At 32.9% G+C, this 26,179-nt stretch carries 19 protein-coding genes; 3 read left to right on the top strand and 16 right to left on the bottom strand.

Features of this window, described 5'->3' with window-relative positions; translation table 11 throughout:
• Positions 1-148: 148 nt before the first annotated feature.
• Genes GB234_RS13775 through GB234_RS13765 form a run of 3 tightly spaced genes read left to right on the top strand, consistent with a single transcriptional unit; the run spans position 149 to position 2,426 of the window.
• On the top strand, positions 149-988 hold the full coding sequence (locus GB234_RS13775) for a 1,4-dihydroxy-2-naphthoyl-CoA synthase (RefSeq protein WP_151895164.1): 840 nt from the start codon (positions 149-151) through the stop codon (positions 986-988).
• Positions 989-1,038: 50 nt separating this feature from the next.
• Positions 1,039-1,623 carry a Crp/Fnr family transcriptional regulator gene (locus GB234_RS13770; RefSeq protein WP_235906145.1) on the top strand — a complete coding sequence of 195 codons (585 nt, stop codon included), beginning with the start codon at positions 1,039-1,041 and terminating at the stop codon, positions 1,621-1,623.
• A 53-nt stretch (positions 1,624-1,676) separates the two neighbouring features.
• Positions 1,677-2,426, top strand: coding sequence for an acyl-CoA desaturase (locus GB234_RS13765; RefSeq protein ID WP_151895163.1), 750 nt, complete (start codon positions 1,677-1,679; stop codon positions 2,424-2,426).
• 111 nt (positions 2,427-2,537) lie between these two features.
• Here GB234_RS13765 and GB234_RS13760 read toward each other — a convergent pair whose 3' ends face one another.
• The 16 genes from GB234_RS13760 to GB234_RS13685 all read right to left on the bottom strand — a co-directional run bounded on the left by GB234_RS13760 (position 2,538) and on the right by GB234_RS13685 (position 26,042).
• The gene (locus GB234_RS13760) at positions 2,538-3,170 is read right to left on the bottom strand and encodes an SDR family oxidoreductase (RefSeq protein WP_151895162.1); all 633 of its coding nucleotides are present in this window, start codon (positions 3,168-3,170) and stop codon (positions 2,538-2,540) included.
• A gap of 155 nt (positions 3,171-3,325) precedes the next feature.
• Positions 3,326-4,222 carry a M14 family metallopeptidase gene (locus GB234_RS13755; RefSeq protein ID WP_151895161.1) on the bottom strand — a complete coding sequence of 299 codons (897 nt, stop codon included), beginning with the start codon at positions 4,220-4,222 and terminating at the stop codon, positions 3,326-3,328.
• Positions 4,223-4,268: 46 nt separating this feature from the next.
• Positions 4,269-5,321 carry an ATP-grasp domain-containing protein gene (locus tag GB234_RS13750; RefSeq protein ID WP_151895160.1) on the bottom strand — a complete coding sequence of 351 codons (1,053 nt, stop codon included), beginning with the start codon at positions 5,319-5,321 and terminating at the stop codon, positions 4,269-4,271.
• Position 5,322: 1 nt separating this feature from the next.
• Entirely contained in the window at positions 5,323-7,173 is a 1,851-nt protein-coding gene (locus GB234_RS13745; RefSeq protein ID WP_151895159.1) for a peptidase MATCAP family protein, read from the bottom strand.
• 196 nt (positions 7,174-7,369) lie between these two features.
• Positions 7,370-9,061 (bottom strand): asparagine synthase B, encoded by a 1,692-nt coding sequence (gene asnB, locus GB234_RS13740; RefSeq protein ID WP_151895158.1) that lies wholly within the window; start codon positions 9,059-9,061, stop codon positions 7,370-7,372.
• A 229-nt stretch (positions 9,062-9,290) separates the two neighbouring features.
• A complete protein-coding gene (locus GB234_RS13735; RefSeq protein WP_208997331.1) occupies positions 9,291-10,796 on the bottom strand; it encodes a pectate lyase family protein in 1,506 nt (501 codons plus the stop codon).
• 134 nt (positions 10,797-10,930) lie between these two features.
• On the bottom strand, positions 10,931-11,398 hold the full coding sequence (locus GB234_RS13730) for a hypothetical protein (protein WP_151895156.1): 468 nt from the start codon (positions 11,396-11,398) through the stop codon (positions 10,931-10,933).
• 66 nt (positions 11,399-11,464) lie between these two features.
• Entirely contained in the window at positions 11,465-13,879 is a 2,415-nt protein-coding gene (locus GB234_RS13725) for an alpha-ketoacid dehydrogenase subunit alpha/beta (RefSeq protein WP_151895155.1), read from the bottom strand.
• Positions 13,880-13,983: 104 nt separating this feature from the next.
• Positions 13,984-14,202 carry a hypothetical protein gene (locus GB234_RS13720; protein ID WP_151895154.1) on the bottom strand — a complete coding sequence of 73 codons (219 nt, stop codon included), beginning with the start codon at positions 14,200-14,202 and terminating at the stop codon, positions 13,984-13,986.
• Between the two features lie 465 nt (positions 14,203-14,667).
• Positions 14,668-17,484: a gluzincin family metallopeptidase gene (locus tag GB234_RS13715; protein ID WP_235906144.1), complete on the bottom strand. Its 2,817-nt coding sequence runs from the start codon at positions 17,482-17,484 to the stop codon at positions 14,668-14,670.
• Positions 17,481-18,722, bottom strand: a complete 1,242-nt coding sequence (locus GB234_RS13710) for a T9SS type A sorting domain-containing protein (RefSeq protein ID WP_151895153.1) — start codon at positions 18,720-18,722, stop codon at positions 17,481-17,483. The genes GB234_RS13715 and GB234_RS13710 overlap by 4 nt, the downstream gene beginning before the upstream one ends.
• Positions 18,723-18,742: 20 nt before the next feature.
• Positions 18,743-19,432, bottom strand: coding sequence for an LOG family protein (locus GB234_RS13705; protein WP_151895152.1), 690 nt, complete (start codon positions 19,430-19,432; stop codon positions 18,743-18,745).
• 55 nt (positions 19,433-19,487) lie between these two features.
• Positions 19,488-22,343: an excinuclease ABC subunit UvrA gene (gene uvrA / locus GB234_RS13700; RefSeq protein ID WP_151895151.1), complete on the bottom strand. Its 2,856-nt coding sequence runs from the start codon at positions 22,341-22,343 to the stop codon at positions 19,488-19,490.
• A gap of 209 nt (positions 22,344-22,552) precedes the next feature.
• Entirely contained in the window at positions 22,553-23,566 is a 1,014-nt protein-coding gene (locus GB234_RS13695) for a hypothetical protein (RefSeq protein WP_151895150.1), read from the bottom strand.
• A gap of 176 nt (positions 23,567-23,742) precedes the next feature.
• Positions 23,743-25,461, bottom strand: a complete 1,719-nt coding sequence (gene ggt / locus GB234_RS13690; RefSeq protein WP_151895149.1) for a gamma-glutamyltransferase — start codon at positions 25,459-25,461, stop codon at positions 23,743-23,745.
• Positions 25,458-26,042, bottom strand: a complete 585-nt coding sequence (locus tag GB234_RS13685) for an acyl carrier protein phosphodiesterase (protein ID WP_151895148.1) — start codon at positions 26,040-26,042, stop codon at positions 25,458-25,460. The genes ggt and GB234_RS13685 overlap by 4 nt, the downstream gene beginning before the upstream one ends.
• Between the last annotated feature and the right edge of the window lie 137 nt (positions 26,043-26,179).

The raw sequence follows: 26,179 nt of genomic DNA, 5'->3' as shown, positions 1-26,179 counted from the left end.
TTAAAATTCTAAGATATTTAATCAAATAAAATTTAATTAATCTTCATTCAAAATTATTTAAAAAAAATGCTTTTTTTTCTTTAGCAGATCTAATCTGTGAGCCCCAAAACCACAAACATTTTTTATCTTTGAAGTAAAAATAACGATTATGTTGAAACCCGCTTGGAAAACTGTCAAAGAATATGAAGATATTACCTATAAAAAATCTCATAATGTAGCCAGAATTGCATTTAATAGACCAGATGTACGTAATGCATTTAGACCAAAAACTACGGCAGAACTACTTGATGCATTGCACGATGCACAAGAGGATACAAGTATAGGAGTTGTGTTATTATCTGCAGAAGGACCTTCGAGTAAAGACGGTGTTTATAGTTTTTGTAGTGGTGGCGACCAAAAGGCAAGAGGTCATCAAGGCTATGTTGGGGATGATGGATATCACCGTTTGAACATACTTGATGCACAGCGTATGATTCGTTTTATGCCAAAAGCTGTTATTTGTGTAGTACCAGGCTGGGCAGTTGGTGGTGGACATTCATTACACGTGGTTTGTGATATGACTTTAGCGAGTAAAGAACACGCTATTTTTAAACAAACAGATGCTGATGTAACCAGTTTTGATGGAGGTTATGGAAGTGCATATTTAGCAAAAATGGTGGGTCAAAAAAAAGCTCGTGAAATCTTTTTTCTAGGTAGGAATTACTCAGCACAAGAAGCATATGAAATGGGAATGGTAAACGCGGTTGTTCCTCACGATCAACTAGAACAAACAGCATTTGATTGGGCACAAGAGGTTTTAGGGAAAAGTCCAACATCTATTAAGATGCTAAAATTTGCTATGAATTTGACAGATGATGGTATGGTAGGACAACAAGTATTTGCTGGTGAAGCAACACGCCTTGCTTATATGACTGATGAGGCAAAAGAAGGGCGCGATGCCTTTTTAGAAAAAAGAGCACCTAATTTTGATAAAAAGTGGCTGCCTTAGAGAATTTTATTTTTTATAATTTAGTCTAATTACTAATTAATACACATTATTTGATTTCAGAATTACAATTTATTCGTGAATATTTAGAAACTATTTCTGAAGTATCGGATAAAGACTGGAATAACTTTTCTTCTAGATTAGTTAAAAAAGAGCTTAAGAAAAAGACTGTTTTTTTAAAAGAAGGAGCAGTTGAAAATAATATATCTTTTATACAAAAAGGGGTAGTTCGTTTTTATATTCCTAAAGAATTAAAAGAGAAGCAAGTTACTTTTGGTTTTTGTTTTAAAAATCAATTTGTAAGTGCCTATGATTCTTTTTTAACACGAAAACCTTCTAATTATGAATTAGAAACACTTGCAAATACAACTATGTTTAGTATGTCTTATAATGACTTGCAAGAGGTATATAGCACTACAACCATAGGTAATTTAATAGGAAGACTTACTGCCGAACGTTTGTTTTATTTAAAATCAAAACGAGAACAATCTTTATTAAACGAAACACCAGAACAGCGTTATTTAAATTTATTTAAAGAACGTCCTGAGCTTGTTTCTATAATTCCTTTAAAATACGTGAGTTCTTACATAGGAGTAACTCCTCAAGGTCTAAGTAGAATTAGAAAACGAATTAGTTAATTGAGGTTCATTGTTTGGCTTTGTATTTGCTAATACCTTTACAAAAAAGAACAATGACAATTTTAATATTTATAGTAGTACTGTGGTATGGAGGTTTGTTTTTTCAAACATTTTTTCTTCATAGATATGCAGCTCACCAGACTTTCACTATGTCAAAAGGCATAGAGAAACTTACATTTATACTTACATGGTTTTTTCAAGGTTCAAATTACTTGAGCGCTTATGGGTATGGAGTAATGCATAGAATGCACCACGCGTATGCAGATACAGAAAAAGATCCTCACTCCCCTAAATATGATGTTAACGTATTTGCGATGATGTGGAGAACTAAAAATATATATGCGGACATCAATCAAAAAAAGATTGATGTAGATGAAAAATTTACAAAAAATGTTCCTCAATGGGAACGCTTTGATGCTTTTGCTAGTTCTTGGGTTTCAAGATTATTATGGGCAATAGCATATTTTGGATTTTTTCTGGCTTTTGCTACCGCTTGGTGGCAATGGTTATTTCTTCCTGTAGCTTTATTTATGGCACCTATTCACGGAGTTATAATTAATTGGTATGGTCATATTTATGGATATGTAAACTTTAAATCAAAGGATACTTCAAAGAACTTATTTAAGTTTGATTTTTTAATGATGGGTGAGGGATATCATAATAACCATCATAAATTTGCTTCTAGAGCTAACTTTGGTGGTGTGCGTTGGCATGAAATTGATGTCACTTATCAAATTATGCGTGTATTAAATTTTCTTGGAATAATTAAAATTAAAAAATTACAAACGATTAAAATAAAGTAGGTCTAATATTTTTGAAGGATTTATTTTTTCTTCTGAAATATGAATTTTAAAAAAACCAGAAGTTATATGAATAACATATAGCTTCTGGTTTTTATTTTTTTTAGAATTCTATTAACTCAATACCTTAAAGTTTTCAACAGCTTCTTCGACACTTGTTTCACCTCTTAAAATTTCAAATGATTGATTTTTTGCGACTTCATTGTCAAGACTTTTTACAAGCGTTCTTGCTACGTCCCATCTAGGAATTTCACCTCGCTCATTCAACTTATGACTTAATTTAATTTTCCCAATCCCTTCTTCATTATTTAATGTTCCAGGGCGAACAATTGTAAATGTTAAACCACTTATATCTAAATATTGATCCGCATTTTGTTTAGCTTGTAAGTACTCTTTGAGTTCTCCTTGAGGATTATCTGCTCCCATAGAACTTAACATGACAAATTTTTTGATACGTTCTTTTTTTGAAGCATCTATTAATCTTTTTGCTCCTTCTTGATCAATGTCATAAACATTTTTGCCACCAGAACCAGCTGCAAATATAACGCGATCAATACCTTTTGTGGTATGAGAAACATCCTCTGACAAATCTCCCATTACAGTCTCTATATTCTCCTTTTTAAACTGTGATTGCTGTGACTCATTTCGAACCATTGCAACTGGAGTAAACTTTCCTGACTTATTTAATAAATCAATTATTTTTTTTCCGGTAGTGCCTGTTGCACCTGCTACTAATATCTTTTCCATAATTTAAAAATAGAAAAACCGCTAAAAAAATAAAAAATATTAACTTTCTTTAACTAGAGAATATTAAAAATTTACAATTTTTTTTATTAAATTTTATGACCATGCTAAAATAATTTGAATAAAAATTGAAAAGTATAAAGGGCGATTTTAAATTATTAAGATTTAATTTCTTCAACAATAAAAAAACCATCGTTCCCTTGAGGTTGATATAAAGGCATAAATATGAACGCGTCCCAAACACTATTTATTTTTTTTCCATTAAGCATTGCAATATGTTCACCTCTTTCAATAGATTGAAAATTTTTAAACCCAGGTTCCATTTTAAAATCGTCATTTTCTTGTAATCCAAAACGATGGATGATATTAAATGTTTTTTGGGCGGGGGTATCATTCATAGTTTTTAATACGGCTTGCGGTATATCTGGAAGTTGGTTAAAATCTAAGCCACACGCTTCTTGTAGTGCAATCCAAATACATCCTTCATGGTATTGTTCGCTATTTAAATCATTATGTTGACCAGCTTCTACTGTAAAACCAGTATAACCTTGATTACTAAGGTATCCATCAATCGTGCCGGTAACGATATCAGAAAATCCTCGAATAATATGAATAGGAAATTGTTGTGCCCATCTATTGTTCTCTCCTAACTGTTGTACAGAAATATATGGGAGACTTGCAGACGAGGTAGTGTGACAATCTATAAAATAAGTCTGGGAAAATTTATTATTTTGAATACCTTTAATTTTATCGATTATGTCATGCATTTCGAGTTCTTCACTTGTTAAATTTTTATTTTTTTCAATTTTATTTTTTATCCAAGTACGATTTAAATCTTCATCAATAAAGCGAACCTTTTTTTTCAAAGCTTCTGAGTTTCCAATAATTCCAATGATTTTACCCTCGATTTTAGGAGACCTTTGATTTAAAATTTTAAATACATTTTTTAATGCATTAATTCCGCTTGGTTCATTACCATGTACAGCAACAGTTATAATTAGTAATGAACCACTAAAACCGCTAGTATAAGTATCGATAATTCTTTCCTTATTCATTTTTAAATAAAATTTTATAGTTTTTTGAAAAATATCATTTCAAAATTTAGTCCATCGTCGCTAGCTCTCTGTTGCTAAGGCTATTATTATAAAGTTTTTTATATTCTACCTTGCGTTCAATTGCTTTAATTACTGTTTCGGTGAAATCAGGAAGTCCAATAGCTTCACAATAATCTAAACCTCCTGGACTTAGTACATTAATTTCTATTAACTTATTATCAACAATATCAAGTCCCACGAAAAATAAACCATCTTTAATAAGCTTAGGTGCGGTAATATCAACAATTCTTTTCATTTCTTTGGTGTACTTAGTCTTTTTAGCCTTAGCGCCTAATGCTAGATTACTTCTAAACTCGGTTTTATCACTGTTTACTCTTCTTATAACAGCTTTCTCTCCATTTTCTTCTAATACTTTTCCATTCATTAAAATTACACGAACATCTCCTTTTGAAACCTCTGGTAAAAACTCCTGAGCAATAACATATCCTTTTTCACTTATAGTTTCGAAAATTTGATTTATATTTTTCTTATCCTCGTCAATAAGATATACATTTTGACCTCCAGATCCTTCTAATGGTTTTAGCACCATTTTCTTACCTACTTCTTCCCAGAATTTTAATAAATCTTCTAAACTTCTAGTTACGATGCTATCTGGCTTAATTAAAGAAGGAAGCTCTTCAAAATAAAGCTTATCTATAAAAGCATGGGACATAGCAAAGGCATCATTTAAAACTAACACCCCTTCTTTTTGGATCATTCTAGCGAAAGCAATTCCGCTATGTTCTGCCCAATGCCTGTCATTTGATTCTTCTGTAGGATTATTTCTTAAGAACATTACGTCAATGTCTTGACTAGTAACTAATTTACGTTTTTTAGTATCTTCTTGAATTTGTACCCAAAACTCTTCAGCGCAACTATATTCTATGTTATTTTTCAATTTCTTACAACGCAAACTCATTGGGGAGTCATGGTGAAATATAAAATCACCTACACCCATAACATATACAGTGTGACCCCTTTCATAAGCTTTCTTTAATAATATAACAGAAGTACCAACGCCTTCGGTTTCAATTTCACTAACTACAAAACAAATGTTCATATTATGTCATTTTAGAAAGGGAGAGCCCTTTTTTTAATTTATTAATTTTTTTTGAGAAATTCTTATGCTCGAAGTACCGAGGTATTAACTTAGGAGGATGAATTAATCCTCTCGTAGTTAAGTCTTGAATTAATGGTACATGCTTTAGAGCAAATTTACCTCCTAGCAGAGGTTTTAATTCACCTCCTTCTGCTAAATAATCCCTCAACTTTACAAGTCCTTTTAAATAAATAATATCTTTTAAAAAACCCCCGCCTTGAAACATCCTTGAAGTTATATTAAACGCACGTTCTTTAGTAAAATCATGTTTAGAATATAATTTGAAGAATACTTGATGAAAATCTGCACCGTCCAGTAAGGCTGCACCCGCAATTACCCGTCCAGCTAATATGCGTAATCGATTTGCAGAAAGACCACCACAAAGGTATTCACTTAGAACTGCAATCCCTTCTTGTAACGCATCATAGTTTGCTAAACCTGATGATAGTTGACTTAATGGTTGTTGTGCACCATTATAATATGTGAGGGCATGAGTGCCTATTTCATGCTGTATGAGGGCTCTTGCCCCTTTTCTTGTCATTGTATAATCTGATGGTAAATATAACTCACCTTTACTTACCATCATTATATTAACATCATCACGAATATGTACGCTACAGCCAAAATTTACATCTTGAGATTTAAAATACTCAAATTCATCTTGAGCTAGTTGCCCAAATTCTTTACTTGTAATATGTTCTTTTTTTTCTTCTTCATGATCTTCAGAAATATTCTGTAAAATCAACTCGGCTTCTGCTAAAACTTTTTTATCTAAGCCGTTATATAGCCTTACGCTACTATAAAAAAAATTTTTAGAACCACGCTCTTTAAGCATTGTTAACTCATGATCAATTTCTTCTCTTTTTTCATCGAAAAGATATGAGAGTGCTGGATCATCTATTTCGTCAATACGTAAATTATAAAGTTTTCTCTTAAGTATATCAGGATCGACAGGTAATAATCGATAATGATATTTATCTAATTTTTTAAAATGAGATTCAAAAAATTGATTTTTTAAAGATTGAATATTGACTGGAGCAACTAACAATAAAAATTGGTAGCTATTTTCTATTTGAGTTAATTGTTTGTCAATTTTAAATACTTCTTTATGAATTTCACGTTTTCCTAGTGCTTTATAATTATTTAAATTTGATGTGGTTTGAACCCTAATAAATTCGAATACGGCTTGTTGAATAGCGATTGTAAATTGGTCTCTAAACTTTCTAAAATAAACGGGATATACAGCACCTTCATCATCTTTATATACTGTTGGAACTTCTAACCCAATAAAAGTAGCTCCACAATTTTTCATTTCTTCAATATCAAAAAATGAATATTCTTCTTTAGGTGTTCTTTTTTTAGTTTGCTTTATATGAGCATTTAGAGTTACGTTATATTTTCTACTCTTAATGTTTTCTAGTCGTTCTTTTAGCACATCGAGGGATACAGGTAATTTATGGGAGGGACCTCTAATTATAAAGGAATTATTTTTATGCTCAGAACTATATATTTCTAATACAATGAATGCTCCAAATTTTTCAGACATTTTTCTTGTAAGATCGAGTACAAATTTTTTATAATATTCAAAATCTTCACGGCCTACTATCAAATACGACGCTCCACTCTTGACAAGTCTTCTTGTGGCTGTGTCATCTGAGATATCTCTGTAAATTAATAGCGAAGGGACATCGTGTTCTAAAAAAAGGTGTCCTCCAAATGGTAAAGAAACATTTGTTCTTTTTCCATCTTGAAGTTGTGGAATTAATGTGGCAATATCTGGAGCTGTATCAACATGCTCAATAGATGTGCTCATAAATGAATGCTTTTTGAAATGAAATTTTAAGATAAAAAAAACAGCCTGTTTCCAGACTGTTTTTTAGGTATGTTTAACAATAGAGTATTATAGTTTGTGATTTGTTTAGCGGTATTTAAATAGTATTCATATTTTTTTAAAAATTTAAGACTTTATAATTTTATTACTATTTAATTGTAATATAATCTTTCCGCTATTATTTATAAGCCTCATCGTGCACATTCGCTACAGCTCTTCCGCTAGGGTCATTCATATTTTTAAAACTTTCATCCCAGTCTAATGCAACTTGACTGCTACATGCAACACTTGGTACAGATGGTACCGTTAACGCGGCTGCATCACTTGGAAAATGTTCCTCAAAAATAGTACGATAATAAAACTCTTCTTTACTCTTTGGCGTTTGAATAGGGTAGCGGTATGCCGCGTTTGCTAATTGTTCATCCGTTACGTTGCTATTTACCATTTCTTTTAAAGTATCAATCCAACTATAACCCACGCCATCACTAAATTGCTCTTTTTGTCTCCACGCAACTTCAGCCGGCAGCATATCACCAAATGCCTCACGTAACACCCATTTTTCCATTGCTTGTCTATCTGTTGGACTAGACTGTCCTGCAATTATCATTTTGTCAGCCGGATTTAAACGCATTGCAACATCCATAAAATCTTTGTCTAAAAATGGAACTCGACCTTCAATACCCCATGAAGCTAGAGACTTATTAGCACGCAAACAGTCATACATATGCAGCTTATCTAATTTTCTTACATTCTCTTCATGGAACTCTTTAGCATTTGGAGCTTTATGAAAGTAGAGGTATCCACCAAAAATTTCATCAGCACCTTCACCGCTTAATACCATTTTAATTCCCATTGCCTTAATTGCACGAGCTAATAAAAACATAGGAGTTGAGGCTCTAATTGTAGTAATATCATACGTTTCTACATGATAAATTACGTCTCGTAATGCATCAATTCCTTCTTGAATGGTAAAATGGATTTCGTGGTGTACCGTGTCTAAATAATCAGCAACTTTTTTTGCTGCAATAAGATCTGGCGAACCTTCCAGCCCTATGGCAAAAGAGTGTAAGCGGGGATACCACGCACCTTCAGTATCACCGCTTTCAATACGTTTATCTGCATATTTTTTAGCTAATGCTGATGTGATTGAAGAGTCTAAACCTCCCGAAAGTAGTACTCCATAAGGTACATCACTCATTAATTGTCTATGTACGGCAGCATCAAGCGCATCTCTTAATTCTGAAATATTAGTCTCATTATCCTTTACATTGTCAAATTCCATCCAGTCACGAGTCCACCATCTTTTTAACTCGCCATCACGGCTATCCATAAAATGTCCTGGAGGGAATAATTCAATTTTAGTACAAACTCCCTCGAGTGCTTTTAATTCACTAGCAACGTAGAATGTGCCATCTTTGTCCCATCCCATATATAATGGTATAATTCCCATGTGGTCACGAGCAATTAGATACGAATCATTTTCAACATCATACAAAGCAAAACCAAAAATACCATTGAGCTCATCAAGAAAAGCTGTTCCTTTTTCTTTGTATAAGGCTAAAATTACTTCACAATCACTTTTTGTTTGAAACTTATACGTTCCTTTAAACTGTTCTCTTAAATCTATATGGTTGTAAATTTCACCATTAGCAGCTAAAACTAAATTACCATCTGCCGAGAACAAAGGTTGTTTTCCAGAAGTAGGATCAACAATAGCTAATCTTTCATGAGCTAGAATTGCCTTGTCATTATTAAAAATTCCACTCCAATCTGGTCCACGATGTCTAAGACATTTTGACATTTCTAATAATTGAGGGCGCAACTCCTCTGAAGATTTTTTTAATTCAAAAGCGCATACAATTCCACACATAATATTTTTATTTAGGTTAATTAGTTTTTGTTTAAAATACAGCAATAAAAAAACCGCCAAGTTTACAAAAACTTGGCGGTTCATTTTAGAGTACAAGTTTCTGTTACGTCTTTGCGTTGTTATTATTAAAATTATTATTTATAATAAACTGTAACATCTACTTTTTATATTCTAATTATAGTTTAAATGTAAATAATTATTATTAATTACAAGCGACTTTAAGTAAGAATTAATTTTTTAAGAGATTTTCATTCACCTTGTTTTCTATACGAATAGTACTGTTTATAGAGTTTCCAATGAGTTGTATGTTTGGTTTTGTTTCATTATTTCTATAATTAATAAGGTACTTTCCAGAGTCCATATTATTATTCTTAATTATTATTTTTGAAATACCACCTCCATTTTTTGAATTAAACCAGACTAAACTAGAGTTTTCATCTACATTTTTTAATTCATTGTTTTGAATAGTAACTTCACCTAAAGTATATTTTGCTGATGTGTTAGTAAAGTTGACAAACCTGCACATAGCGTCATGTAGTGATCTTATTTTCTTTGGATTTTTAAAATCATTCACTTCATTTCCTTCAATTAAAACAGGGCCAGTATTAAATGTTAGATTAATACATCCAGGGTATCGAATACCTTGAAATTTATTATTTTTAATAATCGAAATTTTAGTAGAAATAGAATCTTTACTTGTAGTTCCTAATTGAATAAGCTTTTGACCAGCATTTTTAAAATTGTTATTTTCAATTATAACTTCATTATTTCCGCCAGATATAAATCCATTTAATTTTTGATCAACCACTTTTTGTTGGTCATATGTATTATTTGTAATAAACCACTTTTGTTTAGATGAAGATTTGTCAGCAATTATATAAGAATTTCCATCACCTTTTATATTATTAAATGTATTCTTATCACAAAATAAGGTGCCTGAACTACTATAAATTACCGAGGTCATCACGTTAGAATTAATATTTTCTATTAGGTTATTTTTAAAATGTGTTTCCTTTAAACCGGTGCGCAACAATACTCTTACAGATTTTGTGCCGCTCATGCAACCATCAATTTTGTTATTTTCAAAATAGGTGTAGTCACTATTTTTGATTGCAATCACAAAAGATTTAAAATTTTTAATCACATTATCTTTCATTTCTAGTTTACTAGTGCTTAACTCTTTTGCAGCATAAAATACTGTGGTATTAGTAAATGAATTATAATTCATATCTATTCCTGCTATGTGTTGAGAACCCGTAGCAAGTATTGCATAATTTTTAGCGACTGGGGTTTTTGAAATATCAGCATGAATATCACAATTCAATATTTTTACTGTATCATAATTATCTTCTCCAATTAAATTAAGAAAAGGAGGGTTTGCTTTTACTTCGGAAATTGTAATGTCATTGAAATTTTCAAACTTAAAAAATGAATTTTCAGTAGCTAAAATTTCGGCTTTGCCTTGACCTTGAAATGTGATTACATTTTTATTTCTATTAATTAATGATGCTGAAATTTTATGCGTTTTTTGTAATATAACAGTACCATTACCATCATCTAACGCGCTTTGTATCGCTTTTGTATCATCTTTAATACCGTCTCCAATTGCTCCGTAATCTTTTACAAATTTTGTTTTTCCAAAATATTTTTTAGGCTTTACATCTTTATTTGATATAATTGTATTGTTAGTTGTAATACTTATTTTGTCTTTAGCTTCACCACAGTTAAGGAGCATTAATGTTATGAAAATGAATGTTATTTTACTCAAAATATAAGGATATTAAAAAGCCTTTCGTTTTATTTCGAAAGGCTCTTAGTTAAAGATATTATTAATTTTCAAAAACACATTAGTGTTTGAAAAACGCTTTTTTATTTATTCGCATTCATAAACGCAGGCAAAGCAGATGCACTTACCATTTTTCCATTTGCATCAAGGTAACTAGATTTGTTTGCATCATTAGCGTTATAAACTTTATATACTGTTTTATCTGGATTAAATAATGTGATTACATTTACTTTATCTTCACCATTATTAACTTTTGATTTAATAGAGGAAGGTAATGAAGCTATTGGAGTTAGTTGTGCATACATAACTCTTAATCCATTAATGTTATAATATGCAAAACGATTAGCTTGACCTTCAAAATCAAACTTAGCCATAAAAATTTCATTACTTAATGCTCTCCACTCAGTATTTGAGGAAGCGGGAAAATAGAAATTATGATTATCTGTAATAGACTCTGGAACTTCAATGTCTGTTGAAGTCATTACTTCTTGCGATATAGCAGTTGTTACAAAAATGAGTAACGTTAAACAAGTGATAATTAGATGTTTCATTTTTATGAATTTTTAAATTTCGGAATAAATATAATCAAATTGTAGTAATAAAAATTATGTTTAGTACTATCTTAACTTAGGGAAATCACTAGGATTTGCTTCATGCATCATGTCGTAAACTTTTTCAAAAATATCTTCTGCACTTGGTTTACTAAAATAATCTCCGTCAGTTCCATATGCTGGTCTGTGAGCCTTAGCTGCAAGTGTTTGTGGTTTACTGTCTAAATATTTGTAGCCGTTTTGATTGTCTAAAATTTCTGATAATATATAAGAGCTTGCCCCTCCTGGAACATCTTCATCAATTACTAAGAGGCGGTTGGTTTTTGCAACACTCTTTACCATATCTTTATTTAAATCTAACGGTAATAATGATTGAACGTCAATTACCTCAGCATCAATACCTACTTGTTGTAATTCCTTGGCAGCCTCTTCAACGATACGAAGTGTGCTTCCGTAAGAAACTAGAGTAATGTCATTTCCTTCTTTGATAGTCTCAACAACACCTATTGGAGTTTTAAACTCCCCTAAGTTTGTTGGCATCTTTTCCTTTAAGCGGTAACCATTTAAACATTCAACAATTAACGCAGGCTCATCGCTGGCTAATAACGTATTGTAAAATCCAGCAGCTTTAGTCATGTTTCTAGGCACTAGAATATACATTCCGCGGAGTAAGTGAACCAGTCCTCCCATTTGAGAACCACTATGCCAAACACCTTCTAATCTGTGTCCTCTTGTACGCACAATTAACGGCGCTTTTTGTTTTCCTTTTGTTCTATAACGTAATGTTACTAGATCATCGCTCATAATCTGTAACGCGTATAATATGTAATCAAGATATTGAATTTCGGCAATAGGGCGGAGGCCTCTCATTGCCATCCCTATTCCTTGACCAAGAATGGTTGCTTCCCTAATACCAGCGTCGCTCACACGAAGCTCGCCATACTTTTCTTGCATTCCTTCGAGCCCTTGATTTACATCACCAATCTTCCCAGCATCTTCTCCAAAAATGAGTGCCTCAGGATGCTTATTAAAAATAGCATCAAAATTGTCACGTAAAACCAAACGCGCATCAACCTCTTCGACATTTGTGTCGTAGGTTGGTTTTACTTCTTGAATTGTTTTTGCATTATCATTTTGCTCCGAATATAAATCTGAAGAAAATTTAGGTTGTATTGTTTCAATATAATTATTAATCCAATCTTGAAGTTGTCTCTTTTCGGCTGAATCCTCATTAGTTACATATCTCAATGCTTTTCTAGCTGAAGATGCAATGTTACGACGAAGAGGCTCTTTTTCATTAACTAATTCATTTTTAATCTTCTCAATAAAATTTTTATTTGTTGAAGATTCTGCAAGATTAGTTAATAAGGTTACCGCCTCGTTTTGTTCTTGTTTTTGAGGAGATAAAAATGCTTCCCAAGCAGCTTTTTTACCATCGCGAACTTGTTTTTTAATATCTTTTTCAATGGCAGTCAATTCATCCTCAGTTGCCATGTTATTTTCCAACATCCATATTCGCATCTGGTTGTTACAGTCGTATTCTGTTTCCCAAGCAAGACGGTCTTTACTTTTATATCTTTCGTGCGAACCACTAGTAGAATGTCCTTGTGGCTGCGTTAATTCGCGCACATGAATTAAAACAGGTACATGTTCTTCTCGTGCAATTTTTGAAGCTTTTTGATACGCTTCAATAAGCGCTGGGTAATTCCATCCATTTACACGAATAATCTCATATCCTTTTCCAACTTCATCACGCTGAAACCCTTTTAAAATTTCAGAAATATTTTCTTTTGTCGTTTGGTGTTTTGCATGTACTGAAATTCCGTATTCATCATCCCAAACATTGATTACCATAGGTACTTGTAAAACTCCGGCAGCATTTATGGTTTCCCAAAAAAGACCTTCACTTGTACTAGCATTTCCAATGGTTCCCCAAGCTACTTCATTTCCTTTTTCTGAAAAGTGACTTAAATTATCCAGTCCGTCTACGTTTCTAAAAATTTTAGATGCTTGTGCTAATCCTAGAAGTCTAGGCATTTGCCCAGCAGTAGGAGAGATATCTGCGCTACTATTTTTTTGAGCGGCAAGATTTTTCCAGCTACCATCTTCATTTAAAGAATGTGTTGCAAAATGACCTCCCATTTGGCGGCCTCCACTCATAGGATCTGCATTAATATCAGTATGCCCGTAGAGTCCAGCGAAAAACTGTTGTATTGTTAATTGACCAATAGCCATCATAAAGGTTTGATCGCGGTAATATCCACTACGCCAATCTCCATTTTTAAATGATTTAGCCCAAGCGAGCTGTGGCACTTCTTTACCATCCCCAAAAATTCCAAACTTTGCCTTACCCGTAAGTACCTCACGGCGTCCCAACAAACTACATTCCCTACTTGTTACGGCTATTTTATAGTCGTTTAAAACCTCGGTTTTGAAGTCTTCAAAAGATAAGTCGCTGTTGGTCTGAGGGTTTGTTTGCATAGTTTAAATTTATGTCATTTGATTACTCACAAAAGTAGCTAAAAACCACACAAAAAACAACGTTAAAATGTTGCAGTATTCTTAAAATTATAGCGTTAAATTTATTATTTTTTATTAAAAGCCCCTAATTTCAGCAAAACGATACGGATTAATAAAATAAATGGCGCTCCGTGTAATAAAACATCAAACCAGTCTTTGAGAACCATACCTTCTGCACCGCCAGCAATCCATTTGAGCTTTCCCCAAATATGTGGCTCTGGAAAAAATGGCGCTAGTCCTAATGTGAGACAAAGTAATAAGATAAGTTTTGGGTTGTTGAGCATTTTTGGGGAGGTTAAATGGTTGATCGAAATTTTGCATTTATTTTAAATTTCGTCAAGTCTTAATTTTTTTTTTGTAAAAGTACATTTATCTTTAAATATTTAATGAATTATATATTTTGCGCTTATATTTTGAAGCTATTTTAATTTTGAAACGGGCATGATAAAAACATAATCAGGGTACTTTAGTGTTGCTTCAAGTTCTAAGCATATAATTATAGGTTTCTTATTATTCACTTCTTTATACCTTATAACTTTTTAATTGTTTTGAATTGCTTCACTCAACTTTATTTTTTAAAAACTACTTTTAAATTTAGCTTCAACATATTTTTTTAACATCGAAATAAATAATCTGGATATAAAGTAATTTCAATATAACCTCCTTTATTTTTTTTGATTATAAATACTCTAATCTAGCAAGAAAGGTTGTAAATAATTAATATTTCCGAAGAGAATAACTAAAACAGACTAATACCACTCACGAGTAAACAATCCTAATAAAGTTTTAGGACTCAGCGTAACGGTAAAACGTATTTTCTGGTCGTAATTAGGCATGCCAGGTTCCCAACCTAAGTTTGAATATAGTGGGAAGTAGAGTTCAAAATAATCTTGTACTAAGTTGATACGAATCCCAGAATCAAAAACAGCTTTTGTGCCGCTCTGTGTGTTGTTTACTAACCCGGCATCTCCATAGACTAATATCCATCTCCAGATATTTGTACTTGCATTGATAGTTGTAATCCAGTTATTTGCAAATGCAGGCTGTAGTTGTGATTTAAAACCACCTTCAGCAACTATTAATTGCTGGCTAAAAATACCAGTGTCTTCACTTCTTCCGTAATAATTGTACTCAAAAAGATAATCTGTTGGGCGGTCTAAAGAGAAACTAAAAAAGTCCTCGCGCTCTCTTGTATCATTGAATAAAAAGGCTCCTGCAAATAGGCGAACGTTTAATTGACGGTTGTTTACAAATAACTTTCTGTAGTCAAAAGTGACAGATGCTTTTGAGAATTTTGATGAAATTTGATAATCAACAACTCCTCTAAAATAATTAATTAGGTTAGGGTTGCTATATACATATTGTGCATTAAAAACACTGTAATTAGGTTCTTGATTTGGGTCGTTTTCATTCTCATCTCTATAAACATTTACGGCTCTTAAATTTATATATTGCTTTTCATTATTTCTTAAATCCTCATTTCTGAAAGCAAACGTCATGTAAGGTGTATACCTGCGGTAAAATAGGTCATCATCATAGGAGTAGTAACTTCCGCTTAGGCCGTAGCGCATCGCATTTAGAGGACCACTGTCAAATTGATTTGTGTATTGAATATTTCCGTTTCCTATTAATTTTTTTGAGCGATACCCATATTGTGGTTCTAGTTTGTAATGAATATTTTTAGGCAACAAGGTTTTGTTGTATAATTTCATTCCGGTAGTGAATCCATCGTATAAGTTGAATTCAAAAATGGGCATAAAAAACAATTGATTGTACCGGTGATCTTCAGCATCTTGAAAAAGTCTAAACTGAAAAGGTCTATTAAATAATCCTGATACTTTTTTTGTATTGTTACGTCTATTAAATTCGGCTATTTCACCGTCGCGGTTTAGTTCTAAACTTCTTATTCCTTGGCTAGGTACTGTAATTGTTGCGATACTATCAATAGGAGAAGTCCATTTTTTGAACAAAACGGTATCTTTGTTTACACCATATATAGAAACAGGCATCACTGTATTTCGCTTATTTAAAATGGTAACATCTAGCGAGTCGCCCCTTTTTTTAATTTTTTTAATCTTAAAATCTATCGTGGAGCGTTCATTTACATAATCATTAAAAAACCACGAAACATCTTTATCTGTTTGTTGAGAGATTATATCTCTAAAATTTGAAACGTTTGTAGGCTTTAATTTGTACGTATCAAAATAAGACTTTATGCTTTTACCTAGCGTGTTATCCCTTAAAAAGTCTTTTAAATATTCTAATCCTTTTCCACCATAATAATCATTCGCAATATTCATATTAAATTTTACTAAAGAATCCCTAGGTGTTGTTAAAGGTTGATGAATATTGTTGCGTGCCATATTCATATACAACAATGGGTACTGGTCATTAAATTCTAGGTCAGAAACGTGTGACCATTTAATAATCCAAAAATCACTTAATGCGCCTAAAATTTTCATATTAGGATAATACGTATCCACGTATTCCATCATTAGATGAATTTGAATAGCGCCAATTAACCAAGATTCTTCTCGTTGGTTAAGCAATAATGTATTTTCAATATACTCACGGCTCATTGTTTTAAATTGCGCAAGGTCGTATTCAATCCCATTAGGAAACGGGCTTAAAAAACTAGGCAATTGATTGAGTCCATATACAGGATTGTTACGATTGTCTTCATCACTTACTACAATTTTTTTAAAAGGATATTCACCCAGCTTTTCTTCAAGAAAATGGACCACACGATCTACCATTATAGCGCGCACCGGTGGTGTAACTTTGCGTTGGTAAATATTTGTAACAACTTCAACTTTATCTGTAACTATTGATTCAAATAATGGTTCTTTGTTAATGAAAATTTCGGCTTTTATTCTTTGGTTGCTTTTCAGCGAAAATGTGGTAACGCCACGCACCGTTGTTTGATTAACCACATCTAAATTTGAAGTTAACTGTAGCCCTGACGGAATTCTAAATTTTACATCAAAGTTTGAAGGTTGTGTAAAAAGATCCTGTGTGTTTTTATTACTAAAAGCTTTCCAAGTTCCATCAAAAACTGCTGGCGAAATATACCAATAACGTAGTTTGTAATCTCCGTTATTATCAACCCCAAAACGTGTAAACTTGTCATCTGGTGCTTTTACACTATATTCAAATTTAAAAACTGAAGAGGCCCCAGGAGCAATTGGTTTTAATGGGATTACTTTTAAAATATCAACGGCTTCGCCCCGTTGCCACACTAAGCTTGTGTTTCCAGAATTAGTTACAGTGTTAATTGTTGTTCGACCACGATCCTCATCTCTTTCAAAATGAAATGGGGCATCATAATTTTCAGCAAATCTTATTCCCAATGGTGTTTTTTTGTGGCTAAAGCTATTTGCCCAATCATTGAAATAAATAGTATCTAACGCTTTTGTTGATGTATTTACAAATTCAATTTCTTGTATTATTGAAATTGTATGGTTTGTATGGTCAAGGGTTGCGTCTATAATAATAGTATGCTGCGACCACAAAGAAGAAGTGGTAGCGACAAGAATAATGCTAAGAATGTGATAGATGTGCTTCAAAAAGTCTTCAAGAATTTAATAGTTTGGGTGGAAGACTGGTTGTTTGTTAGGTAATAAACTCCTTGCGGAAGATGCGCTATGTTAATAACGGTGGTTGTTTGATTTTTATTTGATGTTTCGGTAATTTTCTGCCCTAAAGTATTATAAATACTAAATGTAATATCTGTATCACCCAAGGTTTCAATTTCTAAAATTTCAGAAACTATTGTGCTTTTTAAAATAAAATTTGTTGCAACTTCATTAACAGGCGTATTTAAAATAACAATTTCTTTATTTGTTTCTAGGCTCATTACTACAGGTAAATGGTCACTCATATTGTATAAACTACTGCGCAATTGTAAACTAAATTCGCCATCGCACTCAAAGGCATCAATACGATTGTTATAGCAATTTGCATTATTCCCAAAGGATTTGTAAGTGCCTTCAACATAGCGCAAGGTAGGGTTTGTTTGCATAGATTGAGACATTAAGATAAAATCAAACCTGTCATCAAGGCCACCTCCAGCACCAGCACCAAAACCACTTGAGCTTATTCGTGTACTTTGGGTGTGAATACCCGCAAAATCTTCGTTATTATTCCAAGAGCCTGGTGTGTCAATTGGGTCAACCATTACCACATTGTTAGTAGGGTTTAATAATGCACCATAGGCAGGTTCAGTTGACGTGTAAAGGTTAAAATCTCCCGCAAATAACACAAAAGCATTGGGGTCGAGTGACTCAATATCTTCTGTAAATTCTTGCACCATTTCAAGTCGTAGTGTTTGATTTGCACTACCTTGACTTGATTTTAAATGTGTAACATATGTATTAATAATTACTGGGTCTGTATCTCCATCTAGAGTGCTCAATTTTAGATCATATCTGTTAATATCACGCACTGGAGTTGTTATAATTGCTGTATTCTCTAATGTGAACATATTTTTACGATAGAATAATAATTGCTGTAAATCTGCACCGCTAGATTGATTTTCAAAATAAGGGGCTGCTGCAAAATCACTATCTTCATCATTAAGTGAGCTATTTAAAATTAAATCTGCTCCTTCTTGGCTCTGCAACTCGCAAATCATAAAAACATCTGGGTTGTATTCATTAAGAATATCCTTTAAAATAGCTTCTCTATTTTGGGGTAGTGCTTCAGGAAACTCTAGCAGGTTGTAAAACATTGTTTTGATTTCGGTTTGCCCAAAACTTAACAATGATGAAAAAACTAATGCTGTTGTAAAAATAAATTTTAACATTGAATAGGGGAGTTGTACTATTAAAAATTAGGGCTTAAATTATATTCATCATAGAAACTATTTAAAATTTCTAAAACTTCATCTTCAGTATCTACAATGTGTATCAAATCTAAATCGCCAGGGCTTATATTGTTATTTTGTTCAAGCACGGTATTTTTAATCCAGTCCATTAACCCAGTCCAAAAAGAAGTTCCTACAAGTATAATAGGAAATTTATCAATTTTATGTGTTTGTATCAAAGTAAAAGCTTCAAAAAACTCGTCTAGTGTTCCCATACCGCCAGGCATTACTACAAATCCTTGAGAGTATTTTACAAACATTACTTTACGAACAAAAAAGTAATCAAAATCAATACTTTTATCGCTGTCAATATATGGATTGTCGTGTTGCTCAAAAGGTAATGTAATATTTAATCCTACAGAAGTTCCACCTGCAAGGTGTGCACCTTTGTTTCCCGCTTCCATAATCCCAGGACCACCACCAGTAATAACTCCATAACCGCTTTCGGTAATACGTTTTGCAATACTCTCAGCTAGTTTATAATATTTATGATCTGGCTTTGTACGCGCAGAACCAAAAATTGAAACACAAGGTCCTATACGGCTCATTTTTTCATAGCCATTTACAAATTCTCCCATGATTTTAAAAATCGCCCACGAGTCATTTGTTTTTACTTGATTCCAGTTTTTTGGAGTTTGTTCGTTTCTCATACTAACTTCTTATTTCTTTTTTCTTCTGAAATATATCAGAATTAAACTTTATTTTTTAGTTAACAGCAACATGCATTTCCTTAGCTAAGAACTTAGCAGTGTAACTTTTTTTATTTTTGATTACTTGTTCAGGAGTTCCTTTTGCCATTACAGTTCCTCCATTTTTTCCACCCTCAGGCCCAATATCGATAATATAATCGACAGTTTTTACAACATCTAGATTATGTTCAATGATTAAAACTGTATTTCCTTTTTTAACAAGTTTTTGAAGTACAATCATTAATACTCTAATATCTTCAAAATGAAGTCCTGTGGTGGGCTCATCAAGAATATAAAATGTATTACCAGTATCTCTTTTAGAAAGTTCAGTTGCAAGTTTTATACGTTGTGCTTCACCACCAGATAAAGTTGTGCTTTGTTGTCCGAGTGTAATATAACCTAAACCTACGTCTCTAATTGTTTTTACTTTCCTAAAAATTTTAGGAATAGCTTCAAAAAAGTCGCATGCGTCATTAATTGTCATTTCGAGTACGTCAGATATCGACTTTCCTTTATATCTTATTTCTAATGTTTCTCTATTAAAACGTTTTCCTTGGCAGGTTTCACATTCAACATACACATCTGGAAGGAAATTCATTTCAATAACTCTTAATCCTCCACCTCGACAAGTTTCGCAACGACCACCTTTTACATTAAAACTAAAACGTCCTGGTTTGTAGCCGCGTATTAATGCCTCGGGCACTTTTGCAAAAAGGCTTCTTATTTCAGAAAATAAACCTGTGTAAGTAGCTGGATTTGAGCGCGGTGTTCTCCCAATGGGGGATTGATTAATATCAATTACTTTGTCAATATGGTCAAGCCCTTTAATTTTTTTATAAGGCATTGGTTTCTTAACACCGTTAAAGTAATAGGCGTTTAAAATAGGGTAGAGGGTTTCATTAATCAATGTAGATTTTCCACTTCCTGAAACCCCTGTGACTCCAACCATAACTCCCAGTGGAATTTTAATCGAAACATTTTTTAAATTATTTCCGGTCGCTCCAGTGAGCTCTAAAAATTTCCCGTTTCCTTCGCGTCTCTTTTCTGGAATCTCAATTTGTTTTGATCCATTTAAATACGCAGCAGTAAGTGTGTTGTGTTTTAAAATTTCAGCAGGTGTTCCTTCGCTCACAATTTCGCCACCATGTTTTCCAGCAGCAGGACCAATGTCAATGACGTGGTCTGCACTTTCAATCATATCTTTATCATGCTCCACAACAATTACAGAGTTTCCAATATCACGCAATGAAATTAACGAATTTATCAATTTTTGATTGTCTCGCTGATGTAGCCCTATACTAGGCTCGTCAAGAATATAAAGAACTCCCACGAGCTGAGAGCCTATTTGCGTTGCAAGTCGTATGCGTTGTGCTTCACCACCTGAAAGAGATTTTGAACTTCTGTCAAGAGCCAAATAGGTTAATCCTACATCAACTAAAAATTGTAAACGAGTACGAACTTCTTTCACAATTTCGCTTGCTATCTTTAGTTGCGTTTCGCTTAAATCTGCTTCAATATTTTCAAACCATGCTGCTAATTCTACAACATCCATGTGAGCAAGCTCGGCAATATTTTTTCCGTTTACTTTAAAATAAAGGGATTCTTTACGCAAGCGGCTTCCTCCGCATTCTGGACATTTAATTTTATCCATGTACTCTTTTGCCCATCTCTTTAAAGATGTTGTTTCTGCAGCGTCGTAAGTGTTTTGTAAAAAAGTTGCGACACCCTCAAACTCTATTTTATAATTGCGAGTGATGCCTAAGGTTTTTGATTCAACATCAAATTTGTCATTTCCGCCATGAAAAATTAATGTTTGTGCTTCTTTAGGGATTTTTGAAAAAGCATCTGTCAATTTAAACTTATAGCGCTGTGCAATTAACTCAAGTTGTTTGAAAATCCAATTATTTTTTTGAGGTCCGTGGGGTGCTAAAGCTCCATTTTTAATAGAAACAGAATCATCTGGAACAACTTTACTTAAATTAACCTCGTGTAATTCTCCTAGTCCTTTACAATTGGGACACATTCCTTTTGGAGAGTTAAAAGAGAAATTATTGGGTTCAGGATTAGGGTATGAGATGCCACTTTCAGGACACATTAAAGAGCGACTAAAAAATCGTGCTTCGTTTGTATCGTTATCAAGTACCATTAAAACATCATCGCCTTGATACATAGCTGTTGTAATACTTTCAGACAGTCGTTTACCATCATCACCATCTGTTGATGGAGTTATGGGTATTTTAAGACGGTCGATTACAGTTTCAATATCATGTGTTTTGTAACGGTCAATTTTCATCCCCTTTACAATATCTAGCACTTCACCATCAACTCGTACTTTGACAAATCCTTGTTTGGCTATTTGCTCAAAAAGCTCACGATAATGTCCTTTCCTTGAACGAATAATAGGAGCTAGAATACTTATTTTTTTGCCAGCAAACTCAGTTAAAATGAGTTCCTTAATTTGGTCATCGCTATAACTAACCATTTTTTTACCCGTATTGTAACTGTAAGCGTCACTAGCACGTGCATATAAAAGACGGAGGAAATCGTAAATCTCTGTGATTGTTCCTACTGTTGAACGCGGACTTTTACTCGTCGTTTTTTGCTCAATAGCAATTACGGGAGAAAGCCCCTCTATTTTATCAACATCTGGGCGCTCTAGACTACCTAGAAATTGTCTAGCATAGGCAGAGAAAGTTTCAATATAACGGCGTTGGCCTTCTGCATAAATTGTATCGAAAGCAAGTGATGATTTTCCACTACCAGAAAGTCCTGTAATAACTACAAGTTTTTCACGGGGAATAGTGACATCAATGTTCTTTAAATTATGAACACGTGCCCCTAAAACCTCAATAACATCTTCGTTTTTTGCCATAGCGTGCAAAGGTACTATTTATAGACTGAATTAAAAATGAGACAGTGTGTTAAGAAAGTGGGTTTTATGTTAAAAATAAGCATTGTTTTCTATTACTAAACAAAGAAGAGAAAGTTGCTATTAGTAAAACATTTGATAGGGGAAATTACTACTATTTAGTATGGAAATTTAATTTCTTTAATTTTTTAAAATTTCAGAAATAGAGAAAATTATTTAACCTTTTTATTAAAAATATAATTTACGGCCCAAGTACTTTTATAGAATAATAGGCTTATAATAATAGCATATGAAATTCCTAATACAATAGCAGGTAGTGATAATAGAATAGTAATTAATGGAATAATAATTCCTATTAAAACGATCATGGCAAATAAAATATAGAGAATTTCAATAGCGTTAGGCATCCCATTAGATTTTCTGTTTTGTATTTGTAATAATTGAGGGATGATTTGCTTGTTTATATGTTCGCCAAGTTTAGATAAAAAGACTTCATTAAAGGAAGAATCTTCAAAAACATTACTATCAATCTCATTAGCGAGAACTAAAATTTTGTCTTGATGGCGTTCAAACACTGCTTCTATATCAAAAACTTCTTTATAGTCGCCAAATCTATACCCAAAGTAATACCATAATCCACTACCGCATTTATGTTCTTGCCACTTTTTGAGAATTTCAACTTTATATTCTTCTGGAAGAGAATTTGTTTTGATGATTTTCTTTTGTTTAGGATCTTCTAATAGTAAAGATTTTAATTCTAAATAAAGTGTTTCTGTATCATTAAAGCTTTTTTTTTCTTGTAGGAATTCAATGGCAAGTTTTGATTTACCTCGATAAAATTCTTTTACTTCAAAATAGGTCAATCCATAGAACTCTTTATCTATAAACTCTTTTATTCCTGGGAGCCATATATTGCTGTCAAGCAAAATTTCAATAATAGATTGAACCTTATTCATTTTTTTAACTAGACTGGCAAAATCATTACTTGAAGAAATTTTATCTATATGTTTTGTATAAAGAGTAAAAACCAAATAACCAAAAACAATAGCACTCACAGATATACTTAATCCTATAAAAATAGGCGCTATGTCTTTTAATAATAAAATGAAAGCCTCCTCTTTTTGAATTTTCTGATAAAAAAGATAAATCAATACAAAGCATAATAGCCCTGATAATACTAATGGTATCAAGGATAGAACTTTTTTACTCAGTGCTTTGTTTTTCATAAGCGTATTTGGGGAAAGCGCTATATTGAATAATTATGTAATTTTAAGTACTCCAAATTTTAAGATGTGGAGAATACTGCAAATGTGTAGTATTTTACTTACATAAAGGGTGTGGTGAGTTTCTTTTAGTTAAAATGCGTGTTTTTTAGGATTAAACACAATAATTATACCTTTTTTTAAAAGCCTACAGCAGTATCATCACCTCTTTTATCAGCGCCACCTTCATAAGTCCCATCTGGTAGTGCAAGAATTGCATCAACTTTTCCAATAATGGGAGCAGAATTTTCATCAATAAAATAGCCATATTTTTCTAACTCGGTAAGAATTTTTTTATCAAAGCTTTCAGGTTCAAATTGAATAATATCTGGTAGCCATTGATGATGAAATCTAGGTGCATTTACTGCGTCCTGCATGGACATATCATATTCATAAACATTTAAAATTGTTTGTAGTACAGATGTGATAATTGTAGAGCCACCAGGTGTACCTACACTCATCCAAAATTTACCATCGCGTTCCACAAGTGTAGGTGTCATTGAGCTGAGCATTCTTTTTTGAGGTTCGATAGCATTTGCTTCGCCGCCAATTAACCCAAACATATTAGGCTCTCCTGGTTTTGCGCTAAAATCATCCATTTCATTATTCAAGAAAAAGCCAAGTTCTTTAACATATAATTTTGAGCCAAAAGCTGCATTAAGAGTAGTTGTTACCGCAATGGCATTACCAAACTGGTCTACAATAGAATAATGTGTAGTTTCCATACTTTCATAACCAAGCAATGAACCATGAGAAATTGTAGTAGAAGGAGTTGCTTTTTCAAAAGAAAAATTGTCCATTCTGGCTTTAAGATAATTTTTGCTAATTAGTGAATCAATTGGAATTTCAACATAATCTGGATCACCTAGAAAGTGACTTCGGTCTGCATATGCGCGGCGTTCAGCTTCAGTAATAACCTGAATCGCTTTTGTACTATTGTGTCCATAATCTGCGATGGGATAGGGTTCTATTGCTTTTAAAATTTGAGCAAGACAAATACCTCCGCTTGATGGTGGTGACATTGATATTACTTTTAAATCTTTGTAATTGAAAATTATAGGTTCACGCCATTCTGCTTCATAAGCATTAAGATCTTTCATATAAATAATGGCATCTCTTTTTTTTAAAAAATTTACTAGCTTCTCACCCACATTACCATGATAAAAAGCTGCTCTTCCTTTTTCTGAAATTTCTGTCAAGGTTGCTGCGAGTGCTTCATTTTTAAAAAGATCTCCGGTGTTATACGTTTCGGTATAAATAGAAGACTCACCATTTACTTCTTTAAATATAGGACCATATTTATTAAAGCGTATTGCTTGATCCTCAGTTAAAATAAAACCTTCTTTGGCGAGTTTAATTACAGGAGTTAAGATTTCTTCTATTGGTAAGGTCCCAAATTTTGAATGCGCTTCAAAAATACCAGCAATTGTACCTGGAATAGCGACGGCTAGACTTCCTGTCTTGCTTTTGCTAGCCATATAATTTCCATCATCATCAAGATACATATCTTTAGATGCTTTAATAGGCGCTTTCTCACGATAATCAAGTGCGCCAATCTCCCCATATTGTGTGCGATAAACCATAAAACCACCACCTCCCAGATTTCCTGCATAAGGATAACAAACAGCCAGCGCCATCTCTGTGGCTACCATAGCGTCAAAAGCATTTCCACCGTTTTTCATTATATCACTACCTATTTTTGAAGCTTCTTCTCGTGCCGAAACTACCATTGCATTTTTAGTGATTAATCCTATTTGAGGCTTATTTTCTTCGGAAATTTGTGCTGTTTCCTTTTGTTTACAATTTCCGAAGAAAATAAAAAATGGAAGTGCTATAAAAACTATCTGTTTAGTATTCATAACTGTTGTAGTTTATTTTTTGAAAAATCCTTTAAGTCTTCAAAAAAAGATGTGAACTCTGTTTCAAACTCGGTATAAAATTCTTCTAGCTCGATTACGGCAAAATTCATTCTTGATTTTCCTTTTGTGCGCACATTCATTCCGTCAAGTATTTTTGAAATTCCAGGGATTGTGGCGTAACTCAACAACCAATTGTCTGATACCATATATGGCATCAATCGTTGTATGCGCGTGGGTAATATTTCATAATTTTTACTGAGCATTTCATAAAAATCCTGTACATATTCATCTAGTGGTTGGTCATGATAGGTTTTCCAGTTTTTTGCTAAAAAATGATCATATAAAATATCAACGATGACACCGCTATAATGTCCATACTTATGATGGAGCCTTTTTGTGCTTTCACGTACAGTGGGATGATGATCTGTATAGCTATCTATACCACGGTGTAGTAGAATGCCTTTTTGGATTTGTGGCGGAAATTTAAGATATTTTTTACCTTTAATACCGTCAGCAATAAAATTACCAATGGTGATACCTTCATCTTCACCAGAAAGATAGATGTGTGCGAGAAAATTCATCTCTCAAAATTACAAAATAACGTACAACATTTTTGCTCAAAAAAACTATATTTGTCGCGTGTCTTAATTCACTTTAGTCCATTGATTTAATAGGCTTTAGCGATTATTTTGAGTAATTAAAAGATACGATTTTTACA

Source organism: Patiriisocius marinistellae (assembly GCF_009014635.1).
GTDB lineage: Bacteria > Bacteroidota > Bacteroidia > Flavobacteriales > Flavobacteriaceae > Patiriisocius > Patiriisocius marinistellae.
This window is presented reverse-complemented; position numbering and strand designations above follow the sequence as displayed.

Coding starts and splice junctions, on each gene's coding strand:
- GB234_RS13775 (WP_151895164.1), top strand. CDS start 149: ATGTTGAAACCCGCTTGGAAAACTGTCAAAGAATATGAAGATATTACC.
- GB234_RS13765 (WP_151895163.1), top strand. CDS start 1,677: ATGACAATTTTAATATTTATAGTAGTACTGTGGTATGGAGGTTTGTTT.
- GB234_RS13760 (WP_151895162.1), bottom strand. CDS start 3,170: ATGGAAAAGATATTAGTAGCAGGTGCAACAGGCACTACCGGAAAAAAA.
- GB234_RS13755 (WP_151895161.1), bottom strand. CDS start 4,222: ATGAATAAGGAAAGAATTATCGATACTTATACTAGCGGTTTTAGTGGT.
- GB234_RS13750 (WP_151895160.1), bottom strand. CDS start 5,321: ATGAACATTTGTTTTGTAGTTAGTGAAATTGAAACCGAAGGCGTTGGT.
- GB234_RS13745 (WP_151895159.1), bottom strand. CDS start 7,173: ATGAGCACATCTATTGAGCATGTTGATACAGCTCCAGATATTGCCACA.
- asnB (WP_151895158.1), bottom strand. CDS start 9,061: ATGTGTGGAATTGTATGCGCTTTTGAATTAAAAAAATCTTCAGAGGAG.
- GB234_RS13735 (WP_208997331.1), bottom strand. CDS start 10,796: ATGCTCCTTAACTGTGGTGAAGCTAAAGACAAAATAAGTATTACAACT.
- GB234_RS13730 (WP_151895156.1), bottom strand. CDS start 11,398: ATGAAACATCTAATTATCACTTGTTTAACGTTACTCATTTTTGTAACA.
- GB234_RS13725 (WP_151895155.1), bottom strand. CDS start 13,879: ATGCAAACAAACCCTCAGACCAACAGCGACTTATCTTTTGAAGACTTC.
- GB234_RS13720 (WP_151895154.1), bottom strand. CDS start 14,202: ATGCTCAACAACCCAAAACTTATCTTATTACTTTGTCTCACATTAGGA.
- GB234_RS13710 (WP_151895153.1), bottom strand. CDS start 18,722: ATGTTAAAATTTATTTTTACAACAGCATTAGTTTTTTCATCATTGTTA.
- GB234_RS13705 (WP_151895152.1), bottom strand. CDS start 19,432: ATGAGAAACGAACAAACTCCAAAAAACTGGAATCAAGTAAAAACAAAT.
- uvrA (WP_151895151.1), bottom strand. CDS start 22,343: ATGGCAAAAAACGAAGATGTTATTGAGGTTTTAGGGGCACGTGTTCAT.
- GB234_RS13695 (WP_151895150.1), bottom strand. CDS start 23,566: ATGAAAAACAAAGCACTGAGTAAAAAAGTTCTATCCTTGATACCATTA.
- ggt (WP_151895149.1), bottom strand. CDS start 25,461: ATGAATACTAAACAGATAGTTTTTATAGCACTTCCATTTTTTATTTTC.
- GB234_RS13685 (WP_151895148.1), bottom strand. CDS start 26,042: ATGAATTTTCTCGCACACATCTATCTTTCTGGTGAAGATGAAGGTATC.